An 18,240-nucleotide genomic window follows, 5' to 3' on the forward strand; every position below is an offset into this window, starting at 1 on the left:
GACTATGCCACGTATTAAAGTTCTTCCACATGCGCAAATTTGCCCTGAAGGCGCTGAGTTTGAAGTTGAACAAGATGCCAATCTATGTGAAAGCATGCTGAAAAACGGAATCAAGATTGAACATGCATGTGATATGTCATGTGCATGTACTACTTGCCACGTAATTGTCCGTCGCGGTTTCGACAGCCTTGAAGACATGAATGATGTCGAAGCTGACTTGCTCGATCGTGCTTGGGGTTTAGAACCCGACTCTCGTCTGTCTTGCCAAGTGAAGATTGTGGATGAAGATCTGGAAGTTGAAATTCCAAAATATACCATCAACCATGCTTCAGAAAATCACTAAGATTCTGCAATCAAAAAACCACGCTTAGGCGTGGTTTTTTTTATGGTCTTTATCATTTATTTAAATCATAAAAATTAGATGACTTTTGATCGTTCAGCTGCTCGAAATGCTTCTTCAGCAGACAAAGGTTCAATGACTTCATCTTCAAGTTTTAATTTCACAATTCCTTGAGAGTTGGTCAGTTGCTGTTGGGTTTGAATGCGTTTAATCATTTTCTCCAGCACATGCAGCAACTCTGGATAATCATAGTTTTGCACTTCATCCAGATTTAACAGTAAATGGAAACCTTTATATTCATAATCAAACCAGCGCTGATATTCAACTTTCTGGAAGGCATATTTTTCCATCACTTGCCAGGTGCGTACCGGCGCCTTAATCCCTTTCAGGAAAATTGGCTTTTTAGGTGCACATAGATAATCATTTTTGATCAGGTTATGGGTATCTTCAGAAATCAGGATTTCATCAACTTCCGCAGCACTTTGTAAGCGTGCAGCCAAATTAGCATCACGACCAACAATGGTATAGGCCATACGGTGATTGGCGCCATAGTTCCCCACGTGACAATAACCGGTCGAAATCCCCATACGGATATGTAATGGCGGATAACCCATTTTAATCCAGCGTTCGCGTAGTAATTTCATTTGCTGACGCATTGAAATCGCCATTTCCAGACAATTTTTAGCATCCTGCTCTACACCATCAGAGTGCGGATCGCCAAAGAAGATCAGGATGGCATCCCCCATGAACTTATCGACCGTTGCTTCATATTTCTTGGCGATTTCAGTCATATGGCTTAAGTAGTCATTCAACAGGAAAGCCAAATCATCCGGAATCAGAGTTTCAGAAAGCTCTGTAAATCCCTGAATATCCGAAAAGAAAATCGTGAGTTTTTTACGTTTGTATTCGATCTTAGCTTCAGACTCGCCTTTCATGATGGATTGCCATAACTGCACTGGCGCATAACGGCTGAGCTGGTTAGCAAATTCCATATAACGGTTCATCTGGTCAAAATAATGATTTTTCTTTTGGGTCATATATTGCATACGACCGCTTTGATAGAAATTTCCGACACCAAAATAAGTAATCAAACAGATGAAACCTAGTACGGTGAGTTCGGTACTGGTGGGACTGAAATAGCTGGTAAACCCAAAAATGCCAATGGTAGACAGATAAAAGATCATGGTGCCAATCAGGCCAGCCAGTGACACCATCATGAACGAAATCTTGTTATTAATGGCGGTATATAGCAATGTGACCACTGCCAGTAGAGACAACACCAGATCCAGATGCACAGCTGCAAGTACAACCGATACGATAATCACATCTAGAACAAAGAAGAAATTACGTTTTAAATTATAGTCGTATTTATAAATCATCCACCGGGATAATTTCGGTGTGATCACCAAAACCAGTGCCAGAAATAACGGAACAAAAATCTGGTAATTGGTGTCCGGTTCCGTGTAGTGATAGACGATCAGAACCAGAGACAGCATGATATATCCCATCATCCGATGGAAATATTCAAACTGTTTTGGTTCCTGATGAATCCAGTCGTCTAATTGCACTCAATTACTCTCTTAAAGTCCAAAATCCTGAATGGACCATAAAATGTATGTCAACGCTTAGTCCATACGCCAGTCAAATGGCATATCCCCTTGACCGCGTAAAGCCAGCATCAAGGTTTGACGCATATGTGCCAATACTTCACTGCTATAAGGAACTGCTGGAGTGCCCCATACCGGCTTAGGCCATGCCACATCATTTTGATAACGAACCACATGATGAAAATGCAGTTGCGGCACCATATTGCCCAAAGCTGCGACATTCATTTTGTCGGCACGGAATACACGCGCTAACTGGCTCGATAACCAGCTTGATTCACGTAAGAACTGCTCTTGGTCAGCTTGGCTCAATTCATATAATTCGGTAATGCCTGGTACACGCGGAACCAGAATCAACCACGGAAATTGCATATCATTCATCAAACGACATGTTGATAAAGGAAAGTCGCCTACAAAAAACGTATCTTGAGCAAGTTGTGGATGCAAACTAAACATATCTTTATAAATGATGCAAAATTAGAATGATGGCTAATACTACCATATACAATTGCGACTGAGTATTGTAAGCGGGCGCTTTAGGGCAATTTTGTATGAATTGTGAAGGACAAAACGGCAAACTATTAGCTTAAATAATTTCATATGAAAACAAGCTGATATTCACACTATATTTATAAAAATGAAATATAGCGTGAATATTCATATTCCATGAAATCTAAAAATATTAATTTAGCTCTTTTAATAGGCTATCCAGTAAATCGCTGATGAACTGGATTCGTTTTTGATAATCTTCCAGCATCACCATCACTTTTAATCGCTGGCCGCCTTCCATCCTGAAATATGTCGGATGTTTCTGCATCATCTGGATAATACTCATAGCCTGAACTGGCGTATCTGGTGCAAATTCGATATGGCCACCCTGCCCACCAATGTCAATTTTGGTAATGCCCAGCTGCTCAGCTTTAAGACGTAGCTGATGCACAGCAAATAACTGTTTCACCGGTTGCGGCGGAATGCCAAAACGGTCAATCAGTTCCATACGGATATTATCGAGTTTTTCCTGAGTATCGGTATTACTGATGCGTTTATAGAACAGCAAGCGCTGATGTACATCACCCAGATAATCGTCCGGAATCAAGGCTGGCATATGCAGGTTGATTTCCGCAGTTAAAGACAATGGCGCATCAAAATTCGGCGTTTTACCTTTTTGAATCGCTTTAGTCGCCTTTTCCAGCATTTCCATATACAGGCTATAACCGATCGCCTGCATCGAACCACTTTGCTGCTCGCCTAAAAGTTCACCTGCACCGCGAATTTCCAGATCTTCAGTGGCGAGCATAAAGCCTGCGCCCAGCGTAGAGGCACGCTGAATCGCTTCCAGCCGTTTTTCTGCATCGCCTTTCAAGGCTTTTAAGGATGGCACTAACAGATAGGCATAGGCCTGGTGATGCGAACGCCCAACCCGGCCACGCAACTGGTGTAACTGTGCAAGACCGAGCTTGTCTGCACGCTCAATAATAATGGTATTGGCATTCGGCACATCAATCCCGGTCTCGATAATAGTCGAGCACACCAAAACATTGTATTCCTTGTGATAGAACTGCTGCATCACCTGCTCAAGCTCACGTTCTCGCATCTGACCATGTGCCACAATGACACGCGCTTCAGGCACCAGATTCCGGATATTTTCTGCAGCACGGTCAATGGTATCGACTTCATTATGCAGGAAATAGACCTGACCACCACGCAGTAATTCACGCAGAATCGCCTCTCGAATGGTGTCGCTGGTATGTTCCTGCACAAAAGTTTTTACAGCCAGACGGCGTGCTGGTGGAGTCGCGATAATCGACAGATCACGCATTCCGCTAAAGGCCATATTCAAGGTACGTGGAATTGGTGTTGCGGTAAGAGTCAGCATATCCACATCGGCACGCAAGGCCTTAATACGTTCTTTATCACGCACCCCGAAACGATGTTCTTCATCAACAATCATCAGCCCCAGATTATGGAACTGGACATTTTCCTGTAAAAGCTTATGGGTGCCGATGACAATATCGACTTTGCCATCTGCTAGGTCTTCAATCGTTTTGGTATGCGCTTTAGAAGAACCGAAACGGGAAAGCACTTCAATGCGTACTGGCCAATCCGCAAAACGGTCTTTAAAAGATTCATAATGCTGCTGTGCCAGCAAAGTAGTGGGTACTAATACCGCAACCTGGCGATTATTTTGTACCGCGACAAAGGCTGCCCGCATGGCGACTTCAGTCTTACCAAAGCCAACATCACCACAGACCAGTCGGTCCATTGGTTTGGCCAGTTGCATATCATATAGCGTGGCTTCAATCGCATTGGCCTGATCTGGTGTTTCTTCATAGGCAAAGCCGCTAGCAAACTGCATATACAGACTTTGATCAACCTCAAAACTGATGCCCGGCTTAGAAGAACGACGTGCCTGAATATGTAATAACTCGGCTGCGACATCATGAATCTGTTCCAAAGCCTTACGTTTGGCTTTATTCCAAGCATCTGTACCCAGTTTATGTAAAGGTGCCAGATCTGGATCGCCACCACTATAGCGGCTGATCAGATGCAGGTTAGTCACCGGCACATAGACTTTGGCACCTTCAGCATAGTCCAGTTGCAGAAATTCATGGTCCTGATCATCGATACTTAAAGTAATTAAGCCTGCATAACGTCCGACACCATAATCAATGTGTACCACTGGTGCACCAATGCTTAGCTCGGTCAGACTGCGGATCAGGAATTCTTCTGATACTTCCTGCTGACGCTTGCGACGACGTTGGACCACACGATGTTCGTAAAGCTGATTTTCCGAGATCACACTGATCCGATTTGTCAGAACAAGACCACGTTCCAATGGTGCACTGGTAATCGCAATCGCATGCAGAGAATCGACAAAAGCATCAAAGTTTTCTACGGTCGGAATATCGCCCAGACTTGGGCGCAGCGCATCTTTTAAGGTTTCACGACGACCGGCACTTTCAGCAACCAGTAAAACCGGATGATCGGCCGCATCAATATATTTTTTGACTTCGGTAAAGGGCTTTTCACGTTTTGGATCAACAGGCAAGCGTGGTGGTAACTGGGTATCCAGATTAATCACGCCGGCTTTCTCATCAAAAGCTTCTTGTGCCGCAATGATGCGACTAAACTGATTTAGCTGTTCTAAAAGCTGATTGGTCGGACAGAACAGTGCTTCAGGCGGCAGAATCGGCTGATCAATATTATGGCGGCGATCTTCATAACGGCGAGTTACGTCCTGCCAGAACTGTTCTAAACTCTGCTCCAACGCCTTATCTGTAATGACAATGCCATTCTTTGGTAAGTATGAAATTAAGGTACTTTGCCCTTGCATCGCTTCATGACTAAAGAATAAAGGCAGGTAGAACTCAATTCCCGGTGAAGCAATGCCATCCATTACATCCTGATAAATTGGATTTTTCTTTGGATTAGCTGTGGGGAAAAATTCTGCATAACGGTCACGGAAAGTAGCACGACCCTCCTTCAGTGGAAATTCTTGTGCAGGTAATACGGTAAATTGTTCTAGAGTTTGCGTAGTACGTTGCGTTTCCGGATCAAAAAATTTCAGGGTTTCAATTTCATCATCGAACAGGTCAATCCGGATCGGTGCATCTTGACCTGAAGCATATATATCGATAATGCTACCGCGAACTGCAAATTCGCCATGGTCATAAACGGTATCGACCAGATGATAACCAGCCTGAATCAGTTTTTTCTTTTGCTGTTCCAGATCCAGCTTTTGCCCGACTCGAATATCGAAGTGTTCACCCAGCACCCATGAAGTAGGTGCAACACGCTGTGCCAATGTAGAAGCTGCCAGCAACAATACGCCGCTTTGGGGCATATTAGATAAAATTGCCAGACGTTCAGAGACGATATCCTGATGCGGTGACAGACGGTCATAAGGCAAAATTTCCCAGTCTGGAAATATGGTCGGTTTAATCCCATAAAATTCCAGTTCACTTTCCAGTTGACCCAAATGCTGGTTATTACGCGCAACAATGACAAATAGGCGCGATTGCTGCTGCTTGATAATTTCTTTCAGCAATAATGCAGTAGACGAGCCTTGCAGATTGCCTAACCAGCGTTTCTCGCCTGCCTTGAGCTTGGGTAAATTAAGTTGGGAAATTTCTTGTTGGAACATGTATATAGCTTTAAAGTCTAAACAACATGAAGCTTATACTATCACGATGATCTGGTGCTATTTCGTTATTTTTATGCAGTCGTTACAGATTGACTGCATAGGATAAAATCAGCCTATGATTCAGTTATTTTTTATCACGTAAAAAGTTACGATAATAGTCATTCAACTTTTTCACAATTGCTTTGAATTGCAGCAGGTTTTCTTCAGTATTTCCTAATCTTGCATTAAAACGCTGATTGGCAATTTCCAGATCAATTTTTTCATTAATGATCATTGCAGTTGAATATAGCGCTTTTAAATCATCAAAAGTTTTCATGCGTCGGTTAGACAAATATTCCAGCCGCTCGCCCAGCTCCTCATTTAAATTAATCCCATCCACAATATAGCCGATCCCTTCTACATATTGGATATGATTCTCTTCCAGAAAAATCTGAGCCGGATCAGGTTTATTTGATTTAAATAAGTTGCTGATTTTATCAAACATGCTATGCACTCAATTCATTGTGTCATCGATATAGTCTAGATGAAAATGCCCCAAACCCACAGACGGGATTTGAGGCAAATGGTTAAAATCAGCACGAATCTATATTCGGCTCATCCTTAAACTTTCAGGATACCTGTTCCCATTGATTCATCATTGGGACTTCTGAAACCAGATTTTCAAAGGCAAAAATTTCATCCAGCTGAATTTCACTTAACAAACCCAGTTCCAGCACCACTTCGGGTACAGTTTTATTTTCACGAATACATTGCTTGCCAATTTCATCACAAGTGGCATGACCTAAAAGTGGTTCCAGTAAGGTGATAATCCCGATACTGCGCATCACTGCATTTAAACAGTTCTGTTCATTGGCCTGAATCCCGGCAATACATTTTTGTTGTAGGGTCTGCATACCTTGAGTTAATAATTGGATGGATTCATTTAAGGATACTGCAATGACCGGCTCCATAACATTAAGCTGTAATTGCCCTGCTTCTGCTGCCATTGTCACAGTCAGGTCATTACCAATCACACGAAATGCAATCTGATTGACTACTTCTGGAATAACCGGATTGACCTTAGCTGGCATGATAGAAGAACCCGCCTGTAATTCTGGCAAACGGATTTCCGCTAGACCGGTACGCGGGCCAGAACTTAAAAGACGCAAGTCATTACAGATTTTGGACAACTTAACAGCCAGACGTTTCAGACTACTGGACAGAATAATAAACACGCCACAATCGCTGGTCGCTTCGACATAATCTTCCGCGCCTTTTAAAGGTAGGCCAGTAATTTTCGCTAAAGTGTGTACTGCATGTTTGGCATAACCATCTGGAGTATTCACGCCGGTTCCAATGGCGGTCGCACCTAAATTCACTTCCAGCAATAACTGACGCATTTGCTCAATCAGCTTCAGGTCTTCCTTTAATAGAGTCGCGAAAGCACGGAATTCCTGTTCCAGTGTCATTGGAACTGCATCCTGTAACTGGGTACGCCCCATCTTGATCACAAACTGAAACTCTGATGCCTTGCTATATAAAGTATCAATCAACGATTTTTGTACATGAAGCAGTTCATCCAGACGTGTATAAGTCGCTAGACGTAGTGCCGTGGGATAGACATCATTAGTCGATTGCGAAGTATTCACATGATCATTTGGATGCAGGATATGGTAATCGCCTTTACGATGCCCGAGTAATTCTAGCGCCCGATTTGCAATAACCTCATTCGCATTCATATTAATAGAAGTACCGGCTCCACCCTGATAAGGATCAAGCGGAAATGCCTCCTGCCAGTCCTGAGGTTGATGAATCAATTCATCACAGGCTTGTTGAATAGCAGTACTTTGTTGTTCTGATATTTTCTGAAAATGTAAATTCGTTTGTGCTGCTGCTTTTTTAACTTGCGCCAATGCGCGAATAAAGTGTGCTTGCTGACCTACTGCCAGACCTGAGATCTGAAAATTCTCAATCGCACGCAAGGTATGAATACCATAATAGCTGTGCTGGGGAATTTGTTTTTTCCCCAATAAATCCTGTTCAATTCGACTTGATTCTATTTGCAACATATTGTCCATGTCATATTACTCTTAGCAATGATGCACCATTCAGAATGGCATTCATTCACTATGAAGAGAGGCCCTAAAAACAAATAGAAGTGATTTAAGCAGGATTTGAAACAAAATATGTCTAATTCGAGATTGTTGTTATTTTTGTAAAATTGTGTAATTAAAATACAAAAGTTCAATGAATTTAACTGTTTATTAAAATTACCTATTTTTTTTCAAAACCGTGTGTAACTTTGCATTTTACAACCCTCTACTAATTCTGCATTTTTATGAGAAAATTCTTAATTTACACAAAATATACATAAAAGCTGATCAAATGTTACAGAGTGTAATTTTTAAACCGTGTTTGAATCACTGCCCTGTAAACGCAGTTCAAAAAATCATCCCGGATGATGATGTTCAAAATTTAAGGATACTCTGCCTATGAGCTCGCTTAACCCAACACTGATTACTTTTATGTTTTATATCGTCGCCATGATTGGGATCGGTTTATATGCCTATCGTGCGACGTCCAATTTTGATGAATATATTCTGGGTGGGCGAAGTCTGGGCAGTGTAGTGACTGCGCTTTCCGCAGGTGCATCCGACATGAGTGGCTGGCTGCTGATGGGCTTACCCGGAGCCATCTATTTTTCCGGTCTGTCAGAAGTCTGGATTGCGATTGGCCTGATTATTGGCGCCTGGCTGAACTGGTTACTGGTAGCTGGCCGTCTGCGTGCCCATACTGAATTTCAGAACAATGCTCTGACCCTGCCTGATTATTTCACCAGCCGTTTTGCGGATAAGAAACGAATCTTACGCTTACTATCAGCCATTGTGATTCTGGTGTTCTTTGCAATTTACTGTGCTTCCGGCATGGTCGCAGGTGCGCGTCTGTTCGAAAGCCTGTTTGGCTGGGATTACACGACAGCACTTTGGCTCGGTGCAGTGGCCACGATTCTGTATGTGTGTATTGGCGGCTTCCTGGCAATCAGTTGGACCGATACCTTTCAGGCTGGCTTAATGATCTTTGCGTTGCTTATTACACCCATCATTACCTATCTGGCATTGGGTGATAACGCTCAACAGGTGGGCACCCTACTGGAAACTGCCCGTCCACATGCATCCAATATGCTGGAAGGCCTAAGTTTTGTCGCGATTATTTCTAGCTTGGCTTGGGGCTTAGGCTATTTTGGTCAGCCACATATTCTGGTGCGCTTTATGGCGGCAGATTCGGTCAAAACTATTCCTAATGCACGCCGGATCGGCATGACCTGGATGATTCTGTGTCTGGTGGGTGCAATGTCGGCGGGCTATATCGGGATTGCTTATTTTGCAGCAAATCCTGACCTTCCTGCTGCTGCAATCGTCAACCAGAATCCTGAAACCGTGTTTATGGAATTGACCAAAATCCTGTTTAACCCTTGGATTGCAGGCATCATATTAGCGGCAATTCTGGCTGCGATTATGAGTACATTGAGCTGTCAGTTACTGGTTTGCTCGACCACCCTGACTGAAGATTTATATAAGGGTTTCCTACGTAAAAATGCTTCGCAAAAAGAACTGATCTGGGTCGGTCGTGGCATGGTGATTGTGATTGCCTTGATTGCAATTTCATTGGCCATCAATCCAAACAGTAAAGTTCTGGGTCTGGTGGCTTATGCCTGGGCTGGCTTTGGCGCTGCCTTTGGTCCTTTGATCATTTTCTCACTGTTCTGGAAACGTATGACCCTCAACGGCGCCATTGTCGGAATGGTTGTCGGTGCTGTAACCGTAATTGCTTGGAAAAATTATATGGGTGATACCGGTCTGTACGAGATTATCCCGGGCTTTATTCTGGCAGTGCTGAGCATTGTAATTGTGAGTCTGTTGGATAAAGCGCCAAGTCACGATGTCGTCAATCGTTTTGAACTGGCAAAAACCGAATATCAGAAAGAAATGGCTGAAATGAATAAATAATTTTTCTATTTCAAATTAAAAAGGGACTTTATGTCCCTTTTATTTCGTCTGAATTTATACCTTAGCTTTAGCCGGCATTTTCAGCTTGATCTGCTGGGTTTCCTTGATCACTTCCATGACTGGATAACTACGGGTTTCTTTTACCCCCGGTAATTGCCACAAAATATCACCGGAGATTTTGCGGAATTCATCCATATTGGCACAGCGAATTTTCACCACAAAATCAAAGCCTCCACTAATCATATGACATTCCACAATATCCGGAATATGCTGCACGGCTTCGGAAAATTCTTCCAACACATTCGGTGTGGTTTTATCCAGCAGAATTTCGACAAAGACCACAAAACCGTTATTCAGCATAATTGGATTAAGTCGCGCTTCATAACCGAGAATAAATCCCTCCTTAGTCAGTTTTTGCGCACGCGCCAGTACCGCAGTTGGTGAAAGATTCACCATCTCTGCCAGTTTAATATTGGAAATTTTCGATTCAGACTGCAGCAAATCAAGGATGCGAATATCTATTCGGTCAAGGCTTAAATATGGGCTATTCATTAGAATTATTCTCTAAAAATGATACAAACTATAGTGAGATATTCGTCAATTATTTTGGGATTATAGATTAAAACTCATTCAACTCAAAGAACCGATTGACGCAGTACAGGAAGTCACTATGTCCACCACAATACGCCCGAATTCGCACTCGAATGCAGTGAAGCAATCGAATTACATTGCTGAATTTAAGGATAAAAACCAATATGAACAGCGCATCAATACCGCATGGCGACGTGCCGAGTCCGAGTGCATGGAAACGCTGCTGGAACATAGTGAAATTTCTTCAGAACTGACAGATAAAATTCAGTGCCTGGCTTTTGATCTGGCACATTCCCTACGCGAGCGTAAAGGCTCTGGTGGTAAAGCCGGTATCGTACAAGGATTGCTTCAGGAATTTTCGCTCTCTTCTCAGGAAGGGATTGCCTTGATGTGTCTGGCAGAAGCCTTACTGCGTATTCCAGATACAGCAACCCGTGACCTGCTGATCCGCGACAAGATCAATCAGGGCAACTGGAAAGAACATCTCGGCCAAAGCCAACTGATGTTCGTGAATGCTGCAGCCTGGGGTTTGATGCTCACTGGAAAGCTGATGGAAACACCACAGCAGAAAAGCTTGTCGAGTTTATTAACCGGTCTTTTGGCACGTAGTGGCCGTGGCATTATCCGTAAAGCAGTTGATGTCGCGATGCGCATGATGGGTGAGCAGTTTGTCACTGGCGAAACCATTGATGAAGCCCTGAAAAATGCAGAACGACTAGAAGATAAAGGTTTCCAATATTCTTATGACATGCTTGGTGAAGCAGCGCTGACCGATCCAGATGCGGAGCGTTATTATCAGGACTATCAAGACGCCATTCATGCTATCGGCAAGGCATCAACAGATAAGGATGTTTATAACGGTCCCGGTATTTCCATCAAACTGTCTGCACTGCATCCACGTTATCAGCGCTCGCAAATGGACCGCGTCAATGATGAACTGTATAGCAAAGTTCTGAATCTGGCAGTTCTGGCGAAAAACTATAATATCGGCCTGAATATTGATGCCGAAGAAACTGAGCGTCTGGAAATTTCCTTAGAGCTTTTAGAACGTCTTTGTTTTGAACCTGAACTCAATAACTGGAAAGGCATTGGTTTTGTGATTCAGGCCTACCAGAAACGCTGCTTCTATGTCGTGGATTACATCATTGATCTGGCTAAACGCAGCCAGAAACGCCTGATGATTCGTCTGGTGAAAGGTGCGTATTGGGATAGCGAGATCAAGAAAGCCCAGATCGAAGGTATGTCGGATTATCCGGTGTTTACCCGTAAAGTACATACTGACCTATCCTATATTGCCTGCGCACGTAAACTGCTAGCAGAACCGGACTATATTTACCCGCAATTTGCGACACATAATGCGCAGACCGTTGCCACGATTTATCAGCTCGCTAATCCAGAACGTTATTATGCTGGTCAATATGAATTCCAGTGTCTGCATGGCATGGGTGAACCACTATACGAAAATGTGGTGGGTGACAAAGCTGCTGGAAAACTCGGTGTTCCATGCCGGATCTATGCCCCAGTCGGCAACCATGAAACCCTACTGGCCTATCTGGTGCGTCGACTACTGGAAAATGGCGCGAATACCTCTTTCGTGAATCGCATTGCCGACAAGAATTTAAAAGTCGAAGACCTGATTGAGAATCCGCGTCAAACCATTTTAAAAGCAGCTCAACAGGAAAATGCCTTAGGTGCTAAACATCCGCAAATCCCTTATCCAAAAGATTTATATGGTACTTTACGATCAAATTCGTCTGGTTTGGATCTGGCCAATGACGCAGACCTGCAAGCCTTAAATGAAGTTGCAACTGACTTGGCGAATAGCCAATTCCAGGCTGCTGCAATGGGTACTGCTTTCTCAGAAATCGATAGTAGTCATCCAGTACAGATTATCAATCCAGCACAGCATCAGGACGTTGTTGGTACTGTCTATGAAGCCACCACTGAACAGACAGAAATTGCCCTGACTCAGGCAGTGAATGCACAAAGTTTTTGGAGTAATCTGCCGAAGGATGAACGTGCAGCCTGTCTCAATAAAGCCGCTGACCTGATGCAGGAACGTCTGTTACCACTGATGGTTCTACTGTCTCGTGAAGCCGGTAAAACTTATACCAATGCAATTTCTGAAGTCCGTGAAGCGATTGACTTCCTACGCTACTATGCTGGCCAGATGCTGGACCTGTCCAATGATGTCCATATTCAGCCTTTAGGAACCGTACTCTGCATTAGTCCTTGGAACTTCCCTTTAGCGATTTTTAGCGGTCAAATTTCTGCAGCATTGGTTGCTGGCAATACGGTCATTGCCAAGCCTGCTGAACAGACTCCGTTGATTGCCGCTCAAGCTGTGCAGATTCTCTGGGAAGCGGGTATTCCACAAGATGTACTGCAATTATTACCGGGTCGTGGTGAAACCATTGGCGCTCAACTCAGCCAAGATTCACGCATCCAGGGCATCATGTTTACCGGTTCAACCGAAGTAGCGAAGATTCTGCAAAAAACTGTCGCAGCACGCCTGAATCAGTTTGGCGAAAGCGTCACTTTAATTGCCGAAACTGGCGGTCAAAATGCCATGATCGTAGATTCATCAGCACTCACCGAACAGGTTGTACTGGATGTAGTTAACTCAGCCTTTGATAGTGCCGGTCAACGCTGTTCTGCCCTGCGTGTACTCTGTGTGCAGGAAGACAATCTAGATACTGTGCGTAATATGTTGAAAGGTGCCATGCAGCAATTGCGAGTCGGTAATCCAGTTCTACTCAAAACGGATATCGGACCGGTGATTGATGCCGAAGCCCAGCAGAATATCCAGAAACATATTGATCAGATGCGCAGTAAAGGTCATGAAGTTCATCAGCTGATGTTTAATCAAGATGCTGCTGATCTGGCTCAAGGGACGTTTATTCAACCGACCTTAATTGAACTACCGAATTTAAATGATCTTGAGCGTGAAGTCTTTGGTCCAGTGCTGCATCTGATTAGCTATAAAGCCGGTGAGCTGCCACAACTTCTGGATCAGATCAACAGCAAAGGTTATGGCCTGACCATGGGACTACATACCCGAATCGATGAAACCATGCAGACTGTAATTTCAAAAGCGCATGTCGGGAACTTGTATATCAACCGCAATATTGTCGGTGCTGTGGTGGGTGTACAACCCTTCGGTGGTGAAGGTCTGTCTGGGACTGGTCCGAAAGCCGGTGGTCCACTTTATATCTACCGTTTAATGCATCAGGTGTCTGAGAAGAAACTGGCTCAGCCTTATGCAATGCAGTCTGCTCAGGCACCATTTGGAAATCCAGTAATACAGGACTTTAAGACTTGGGTAAACAAGACTTTCTCAAGCATTTCGTTGAATGCTCCAGCTCAGATTGCAACGGGACATAGCTTTAGCCTGCAAGGTCCAACGGGTGAAGAGAATCAGTACATGATCTTGCCGCGTGAGAGTGTGCTCTCTCTAGCAGACAATGATGTAGATCAGATTCAGCAAATCTTGGCAATTTTATCGGTCGGTAGCCGCCCGGCTGTACTGGCAGACAATACTTTTATACTCAAGTATCTGCAAAGTATGCCCGCGAGTGTGGTGAAAGCCATTAAAGTCATCAAGGATATTGAATCAGGTGATTTTGAGGCTGTACTGCATCATGGCGAGACCTCTGCATTGATGGATTTGCAGCAACGTATCGCAAGACGACAAGGATCAATTGTAGGTATCACGCATTTAAGCTCTGGAAATTATGATATTCCAGTCGAACGTTTCGTAATTGAACGTGCAATCAGTATCAATACCGCAGCTGCAGGTGGCAATGCCAGCCTCATGACCATGTCAGACCTGTAAAAAGCTTTAGTACTGAGATTATTTTAATTCCTTTCCTCTTACGGCCAAATCTCTCCCCTTTGCAGATTTGGCCTTTTTTTAATTGCTTTTCCAGCCTATTTCCGGGAATAGGCTTAGTCAGAACAGCAAATTTTTGCTACCATCTTGGCTTTCAAAATATTTGCGATTTTTTACTGCATATGACCTCATCTTATCAGCAACAACTGGATGCCAAAGTTGAACGCATTAGCGCGCAATTTGCCGAATATCAACCACCTGCCCTTGAAGTATTTGAGTCGCCTGAACAGTACTATCGCATGCGTGCTGAATTCCGGATCTGGCATACTGAAGATGACCTGTTCTATGCCATGTTTGAACGTGATCAAAACAATAACAAGAAAGTGATCCGTATTGATGAGTTCCCTGTGGCTGACCGCAGTATTAATGACTTAATGCCGCAATTGCTAGAAGCCTTCAAAGCCGATGCAACTCTGGGCCACCGCCTATTTGAAGTGCATTTCCTGGCAACACTCAAAGGTGAAGTACTGGTTTCCCTGATCTATCACCGCAAGCTGGATGAAAGCTGGGAACCTGCAGCTAAAGCACTGGCTGAAAAATTGAAGATCAAGCTGATTGGTCGTAGCCGTGGCCAGAAATTTGTCTTGAGCGATGAGTTTGTCGTAGAAGAACTCACTGTATTTGACCGTAAATATCAGTACAAACAGATCGAAAGCAGCTTTACTCAACCAAATGCGCAAGTCTGCCAGAAAATGCTGGAATGGGCATGTAATGCCGCGCAGCAATCTGACAAAGACCTGTTAGAGCTGTATTGTGGCAATGGTAACTTTACCCTGCCATTGTCTACCCGTTTCCGTCGTGCATTGGCAACTGAATTGGCCAAGTCATCTGTGTATGCGGCTGAATGGAATATCGAGCAGAACGGTATCGACAATATTCAGGTAGCACGTTTGTCTGCGGAAGAATTTACACAAGCCTTTAATGGTGATCGTACTTTCCGCCGTCTGCAGGAAGCCAATATTGACCTGTCAACTTATGACTTCGATACGGTATTCGTCGATCCCCCACGTGCAGGGATCGATGATGAAACACTGAAACTGCTACAGCGCTTTGAACGAATCATCTACATTTCTTGCAATTCGGACACATTACACGACAATCTGAAACAACTTTCCCAAACCCATAAAATTACCAAGTTTGCCCTGTTCGACCAGTTCCCTTATACCCACCATGTAGAGTCAGGCGTACTGCTGGAAAAACGCTAAAAATATTGTTTCAATTTATTTTTTTGTTACATAAATGGAGCTTTTGTTAGCTCCATTTTTATACATAAAATTAGTAACTTATGCATGAATTATCTTGTTTCAATCAAATAATATCGTTCAAAATGTCTTCTGCAATCGAAAATTTGAAATACTGACTGCTGCTTTTATCACATAGGTCCTATTGCTTTATTTATTAAATTGGATATATTTCACCCTATGTTAGGTTGTGTATGAAGGCTCTATGAGTTTCTGGCAGAAGTTGTTTTCAGATGAACAACAAAATGAACACAAGAACCAGATTGCTTGTGTTGAAAATGATTGCTCTTGCAAGACAAATGAACAGCTCCTTGAAGCACTGTCTAAAGCAACTGATGAAGATATCATTATCGGAATCAAAAAAGTTCTAGCTTCTCGCGGTTATAGCCGTAAAGAACTCAATGAACTTCAACACCTGCCGCTGCAATAAGCAGCTTAGGTCTTGATAAAAAGCATTTGCATACGCAAATGCTTTTTTTATATCTATCATTTGGATTTTTGCCAACCCTTATTTCCTCTTAATCAGATGGAACCTAATCTTTCTATCTGAACTTGGGTTTCTATATCTTCATTTCTCTTCAATGCAGATAAATGACTTTGCATATCATATTTGCTTAGACTATTTAGACATTATAATTTTAGATCTGCCTCAATCAGTGCACATACAGCATTTATAAAGTTCGAAAAATTTAAAGATGACTGTCTAGACAACGAATTCTGGATAGAATTGAACCCTAAAACATCGATTAATTCACAAAAAAACAGTACACTTGCTGTTTAAAATACACTTGTTATTAAATGGCTTAATCTTTACATGCAGCGAACTAAACGGTTTCCCATAGGTGCGCATCTTATGGTTAAACATTTCGGTTATACTCATCACGGGATTTATGCCGGGCGTGGTCGTGTCATCCACTATTCTGGTTTTGCACATTTATTTAAGAAGCATCCAATTGAAATCACCTCAATTGAGAAATTCAGCAATGGCAAACCGATTCAGATCCAGTATTATGCTTCAGCAAAATATAAAGGCCGTAAAGTGGTTCGCCGTATGCGTTCCAGAATGCATGAAAATAACTATCACCTGATTATTAATAATTGTGAGCATCTCTGTACCTGGGCAATCACTGGTGTAGAAAGCAGCCCACAAGTCATTCAGATGATGAATCGCCTGACGACGATCGGTTATATCAGCTCCATGATGAGCTTTATGAATAGCCTTTTCCTGACCTTGACGACCACCTGTTTCGCTCTAGCTCTCTATATCAAGAAAAAGCTACGTGACAAGGCCAAACAACGTTTAGAGCAATATCGTGAGCTACATGAGCAGGTTAAAAACAATAGCCCAGATCTTGGCAATCATTTAAAACATCGCTAGGGTCATAGTTTCTTGCTTTTAAAATTTTTAAGCCAGCCACTCAAAAATAATTTAAAAATAAGATGATTTTCATTTAATTTATTTAATGATTAGCTTTTCAATAAAATCAGTTTAAACCTAAGTTAAATAAGCTTTTTTAGCTTTAATCGCTTCAGGTAATTCTTGTCCTAAAGAACTCAGGGTTTCACGTTCGATCAATCTTACAATAGAGTCTAAAGGCAGATCATTATCCTGAAATCCAAAAGGCTCTTCCAGTTCCGCACTCAGTTCATCTAACCCTAACAGCATATAGGCAATCAGGCCGACTAGAATCGGAGTCCATAAACCAAGACTGGCTTCCAGACTAAATGGCAGGATAAAACAGAAAGAATAAACAGCACGATGCAACAGCACCGAATAGGAAAATGGTAACGGCGTCGACAGGATCCGGTCACAACCCGCCTGTATATCGCCTAAAGCCACTGTATGCTGATTCAGATTGTTATAAATAATGTCTGTAATCTTGCCTTGTTTATAGAGCAGAACCAAATCTTTCTGGATTTGTTCCAGTACCCATTGTGATGCATTGATATGCGTGGGCAATTGATCAAATGCAGCAACTTCAAAATTAGTGTGGGCCTGGTAATGCTGAATACTTTGCTGCTTCTGTCTCAAACGGTCACGTAATAAATGAGTAAACAGCATCATTCGATACAACAGGATTTCACGTGACTGATCATCAAGGACATAGCTATCACGGCATAAATGACGTGTCGTAGCAATCAGCGCTCCCCACAGCTTGCGCCCTTCCCACCAACGGTCATAACAGGCGGTGTTACGAAAGCTGAGAAAAATCGACAGAATCACCCCGAAGATGGTAAAGCCTATGGCCGGCACTGCAGGAAAGCTAAAAAAATGCGCCTGACGCAGATAGACCAGCAAGCCTGAAAGAAAAATTACCAGCCCCAAGGCAGGCAGAACTTTAGGCAAAATTGTGCCATGCCATGCAAACAGCAGACTAAAGCTATTACTTTTATCACGAACAATCATTCATTCTTTCCTGCCACGATTGAAAAAGCCCAACC

The 18,240-nt window shown here is 43.0% G+C and carries 13 protein-coding genes; 6 read left to right on the top strand and 7 right to left on the bottom strand.

All coding sequences use genetic code 11. The features are described from left to right. Positions 1–4: 4 nt before the first annotated feature. Positions 5–343, top strand: a complete 339-nt coding sequence (gene fdx / locus FTU19_RS05480) for an ISC system 2Fe-2S type ferredoxin (RefSeq protein WP_004786069.1) — start codon at positions 5–7, stop codon at positions 341–343. A gap of 74 nt (positions 344–417) precedes the next feature. Here the strand turns inward: fdx and FTU19_RS05485 are convergent, their stop codons facing one another. The 5 genes from FTU19_RS05485 to aspA form a co-directional block, all read right to left on the bottom strand. After that, on the bottom strand, positions 418–1,908 hold the full coding sequence (locus FTU19_RS05485; RefSeq protein WP_159122747.1) for an adenylate/guanylate cyclase domain-containing protein: 1,491 nt from the start codon (positions 1,906–1,908) through the stop codon (positions 418–420). Positions 1,909–1,965: 57 nt separating this feature from the next. Next, a complete protein-coding gene (locus tag FTU19_RS05490; protein WP_004786072.1) occupies positions 1,966–2,400 on the bottom strand; it encodes an HIT domain-containing protein in 435 nt (144 codons plus the stop codon). A 226-nt stretch (positions 2,401–2,626) separates the two neighbouring features. Continuing rightward, the gene (gene mfd, locus FTU19_RS05495; protein ID WP_180130332.1) at positions 2,627–6,088 is read right to left on the bottom strand and encodes a transcription-repair coupling factor; all 3,462 of its coding nucleotides are present in this window, start codon (positions 6,086–6,088) and stop codon (positions 2,627–2,629) included. A 124-nt stretch (positions 6,089–6,212) separates the two neighbouring features. Beyond that, positions 6,213–6,572 carry a hypothetical protein gene (locus FTU19_RS05500; protein WP_034702570.1) on the bottom strand — a complete coding sequence of 120 codons (360 nt, stop codon included), beginning with the start codon at positions 6,570–6,572 and terminating at the stop codon, positions 6,213–6,215. Positions 6,573–6,696: 124 nt separating this feature from the next. Next, positions 6,697–8,145, bottom strand: a complete 1,449-nt coding sequence (gene aspA / locus FTU19_RS05505) for an aspartate ammonia-lyase (protein ID WP_180130334.1) — start codon at positions 8,143–8,145, stop codon at positions 6,697–6,699. 414 nt (positions 8,146–8,559) lie between these two features. Between aspA and putP the strand changes: the two genes are divergently transcribed. Then, on the top strand, positions 8,560–10,074 hold the full coding sequence (putP, locus tag FTU19_RS05510) for a sodium/proline symporter PutP (RefSeq protein WP_180130336.1): 1,515 nt from the start codon (positions 8,560–8,562) through the stop codon (positions 10,072–10,074). 54 nt (positions 10,075–10,128) lie between these two features. On the opposite strand, the gene FTU19_RS05515 is transcribed toward putP, so the two are convergent. Next, positions 10,129–10,626: an Lrp/AsnC ligand binding domain-containing protein gene (locus FTU19_RS05515; protein ID WP_180130338.1), complete on the bottom strand. Its 498-nt coding sequence runs from the start codon at positions 10,624–10,626 to the stop codon at positions 10,129–10,131. A gap of 118 nt (positions 10,627–10,744) precedes the next feature. Between FTU19_RS05515 and putA the strand changes: the two genes are divergently transcribed. The 4 genes from putA (at position 10,745) to FTU19_RS05535 (ending at position 17,176) form a co-directional block, all read left to right on the top strand. Next, positions 10,745–14,500 (top strand): trifunctional transcriptional regulator/proline dehydrogenase/L-glutamate gamma-semialdehyde dehydrogenase, encoded by a 3,756-nt coding sequence (putA, locus tag FTU19_RS05520; protein ID WP_180130340.1) that lies wholly within the window; start codon positions 10,745–10,747, stop codon positions 14,498–14,500. Positions 14,501–14,679: 179 nt separating this feature from the next. Further along, a complete protein-coding gene (gene trmA, locus FTU19_RS05525) occupies positions 14,680–15,762 on the top strand; it encodes a tRNA (uridine(54)-C5)-methyltransferase TrmA (protein WP_180130342.1) in 1,083 nt (360 codons plus the stop codon). 241 nt (positions 15,763–16,003) lie between these two features. Continuing rightward, positions 16,004–16,228 carry a hypothetical protein gene (locus tag FTU19_RS05530; protein ID WP_004786091.1) on the top strand — a complete coding sequence of 75 codons (225 nt, stop codon included), beginning with the start codon at positions 16,004–16,006 and terminating at the stop codon, positions 16,226–16,228. Between the two features lie 384 nt (positions 16,229–16,612). After that, positions 16,613–17,176 carry a lecithin retinol acyltransferase family protein gene (locus FTU19_RS05535; RefSeq protein ID WP_125278319.1) on the top strand — a complete coding sequence of 188 codons (564 nt, stop codon included), beginning with the start codon at positions 16,613–16,615 and terminating at the stop codon, positions 17,174–17,176. Positions 17,177–17,293: 117 nt separating this feature from the next. Here the strand turns inward: FTU19_RS05535 and FTU19_RS05540 are convergent, their stop codons facing one another. Continuing rightward, on the bottom strand, positions 17,294–18,205 hold the full coding sequence (locus FTU19_RS05540) for a bestrophin family protein (protein ID WP_166136623.1): 912 nt from the start codon (positions 18,203–18,205) through the stop codon (positions 17,294–17,296). Positions 18,206–18,240: the final 35 nt, after the last annotated feature.

It is taken from the genome of Acinetobacter sp. YH12072 (assembly GCF_013419565.1).
GTDB lineage: Bacteria > Pseudomonadota > Gammaproteobacteria > Pseudomonadales > Moraxellaceae > Acinetobacter.

Excerpts from the sequence above, each read along its gene's own strand:
- fdx (WP_004786069.1), top strand. The coding sequence starts at position 5 with ATGCCACGTATTAAAGTTCTTCCACATGCGCAAATTTGCCCTGAAGGC.
- FTU19_RS05490 (WP_004786072.1), bottom strand. The coding sequence starts at position 2,400 with ATGTTTAGTTTGCATCCACAACTTGCTCAAGATACGTTTTTTGTAGGC.
- mfd (WP_180130332.1), bottom strand. The coding sequence starts at position 6,088 with ATGTTCCAACAAGAAATTTCCCAACTTAATTTACCCAAGCTCAAGGCA.
- FTU19_RS05500 (WP_034702570.1), bottom strand. The coding sequence starts at position 6,572 with ATGTTTGATAAAATCAGCAACTTATTTAAATCAAATAAACCTGATCCG.
- aspA (WP_180130334.1), bottom strand. The coding sequence starts at position 8,145 with ATGGACAATATGTTGCAAATAGAATCAAGTCGAATTGAACAGGATTTA.
- putP (WP_180130336.1), top strand. The coding sequence starts at position 8,560 with ATGAGCTCGCTTAACCCAACACTGATTACTTTTATGTTTTATATCGTC.
- FTU19_RS05515 (WP_180130338.1), bottom strand. The coding sequence starts at position 10,626 with ATGAATAGCCCATATTTAAGCCTTGACCGAATAGATATTCGCATCCTT.
- putA (WP_180130340.1), top strand. The coding sequence starts at position 10,745 with ATGTCCACCACAATACGCCCGAATTCGCACTCGAATGCAGTGAAGCAA.
- trmA (WP_180130342.1), top strand. The coding sequence starts at position 14,680 with ATGACCTCATCTTATCAGCAACAACTGGATGCCAAAGTTGAACGCATT.
- FTU19_RS05530 (WP_004786091.1), top strand. The coding sequence starts at position 16,004 with ATGAGTTTCTGGCAGAAGTTGTTTTCAGATGAACAACAAAATGAACAC.
- FTU19_RS05535 (WP_125278319.1), top strand. The coding sequence starts at position 16,613 with ATGCAGCGAACTAAACGGTTTCCCATAGGTGCGCATCTTATGGTTAAA.
- FTU19_RS05540 (WP_166136623.1), bottom strand. The coding sequence starts at position 18,205 with ATGATTGTTCGTGATAAAAGTAATAGCTTTAGTCTGCTGTTTGCATGG.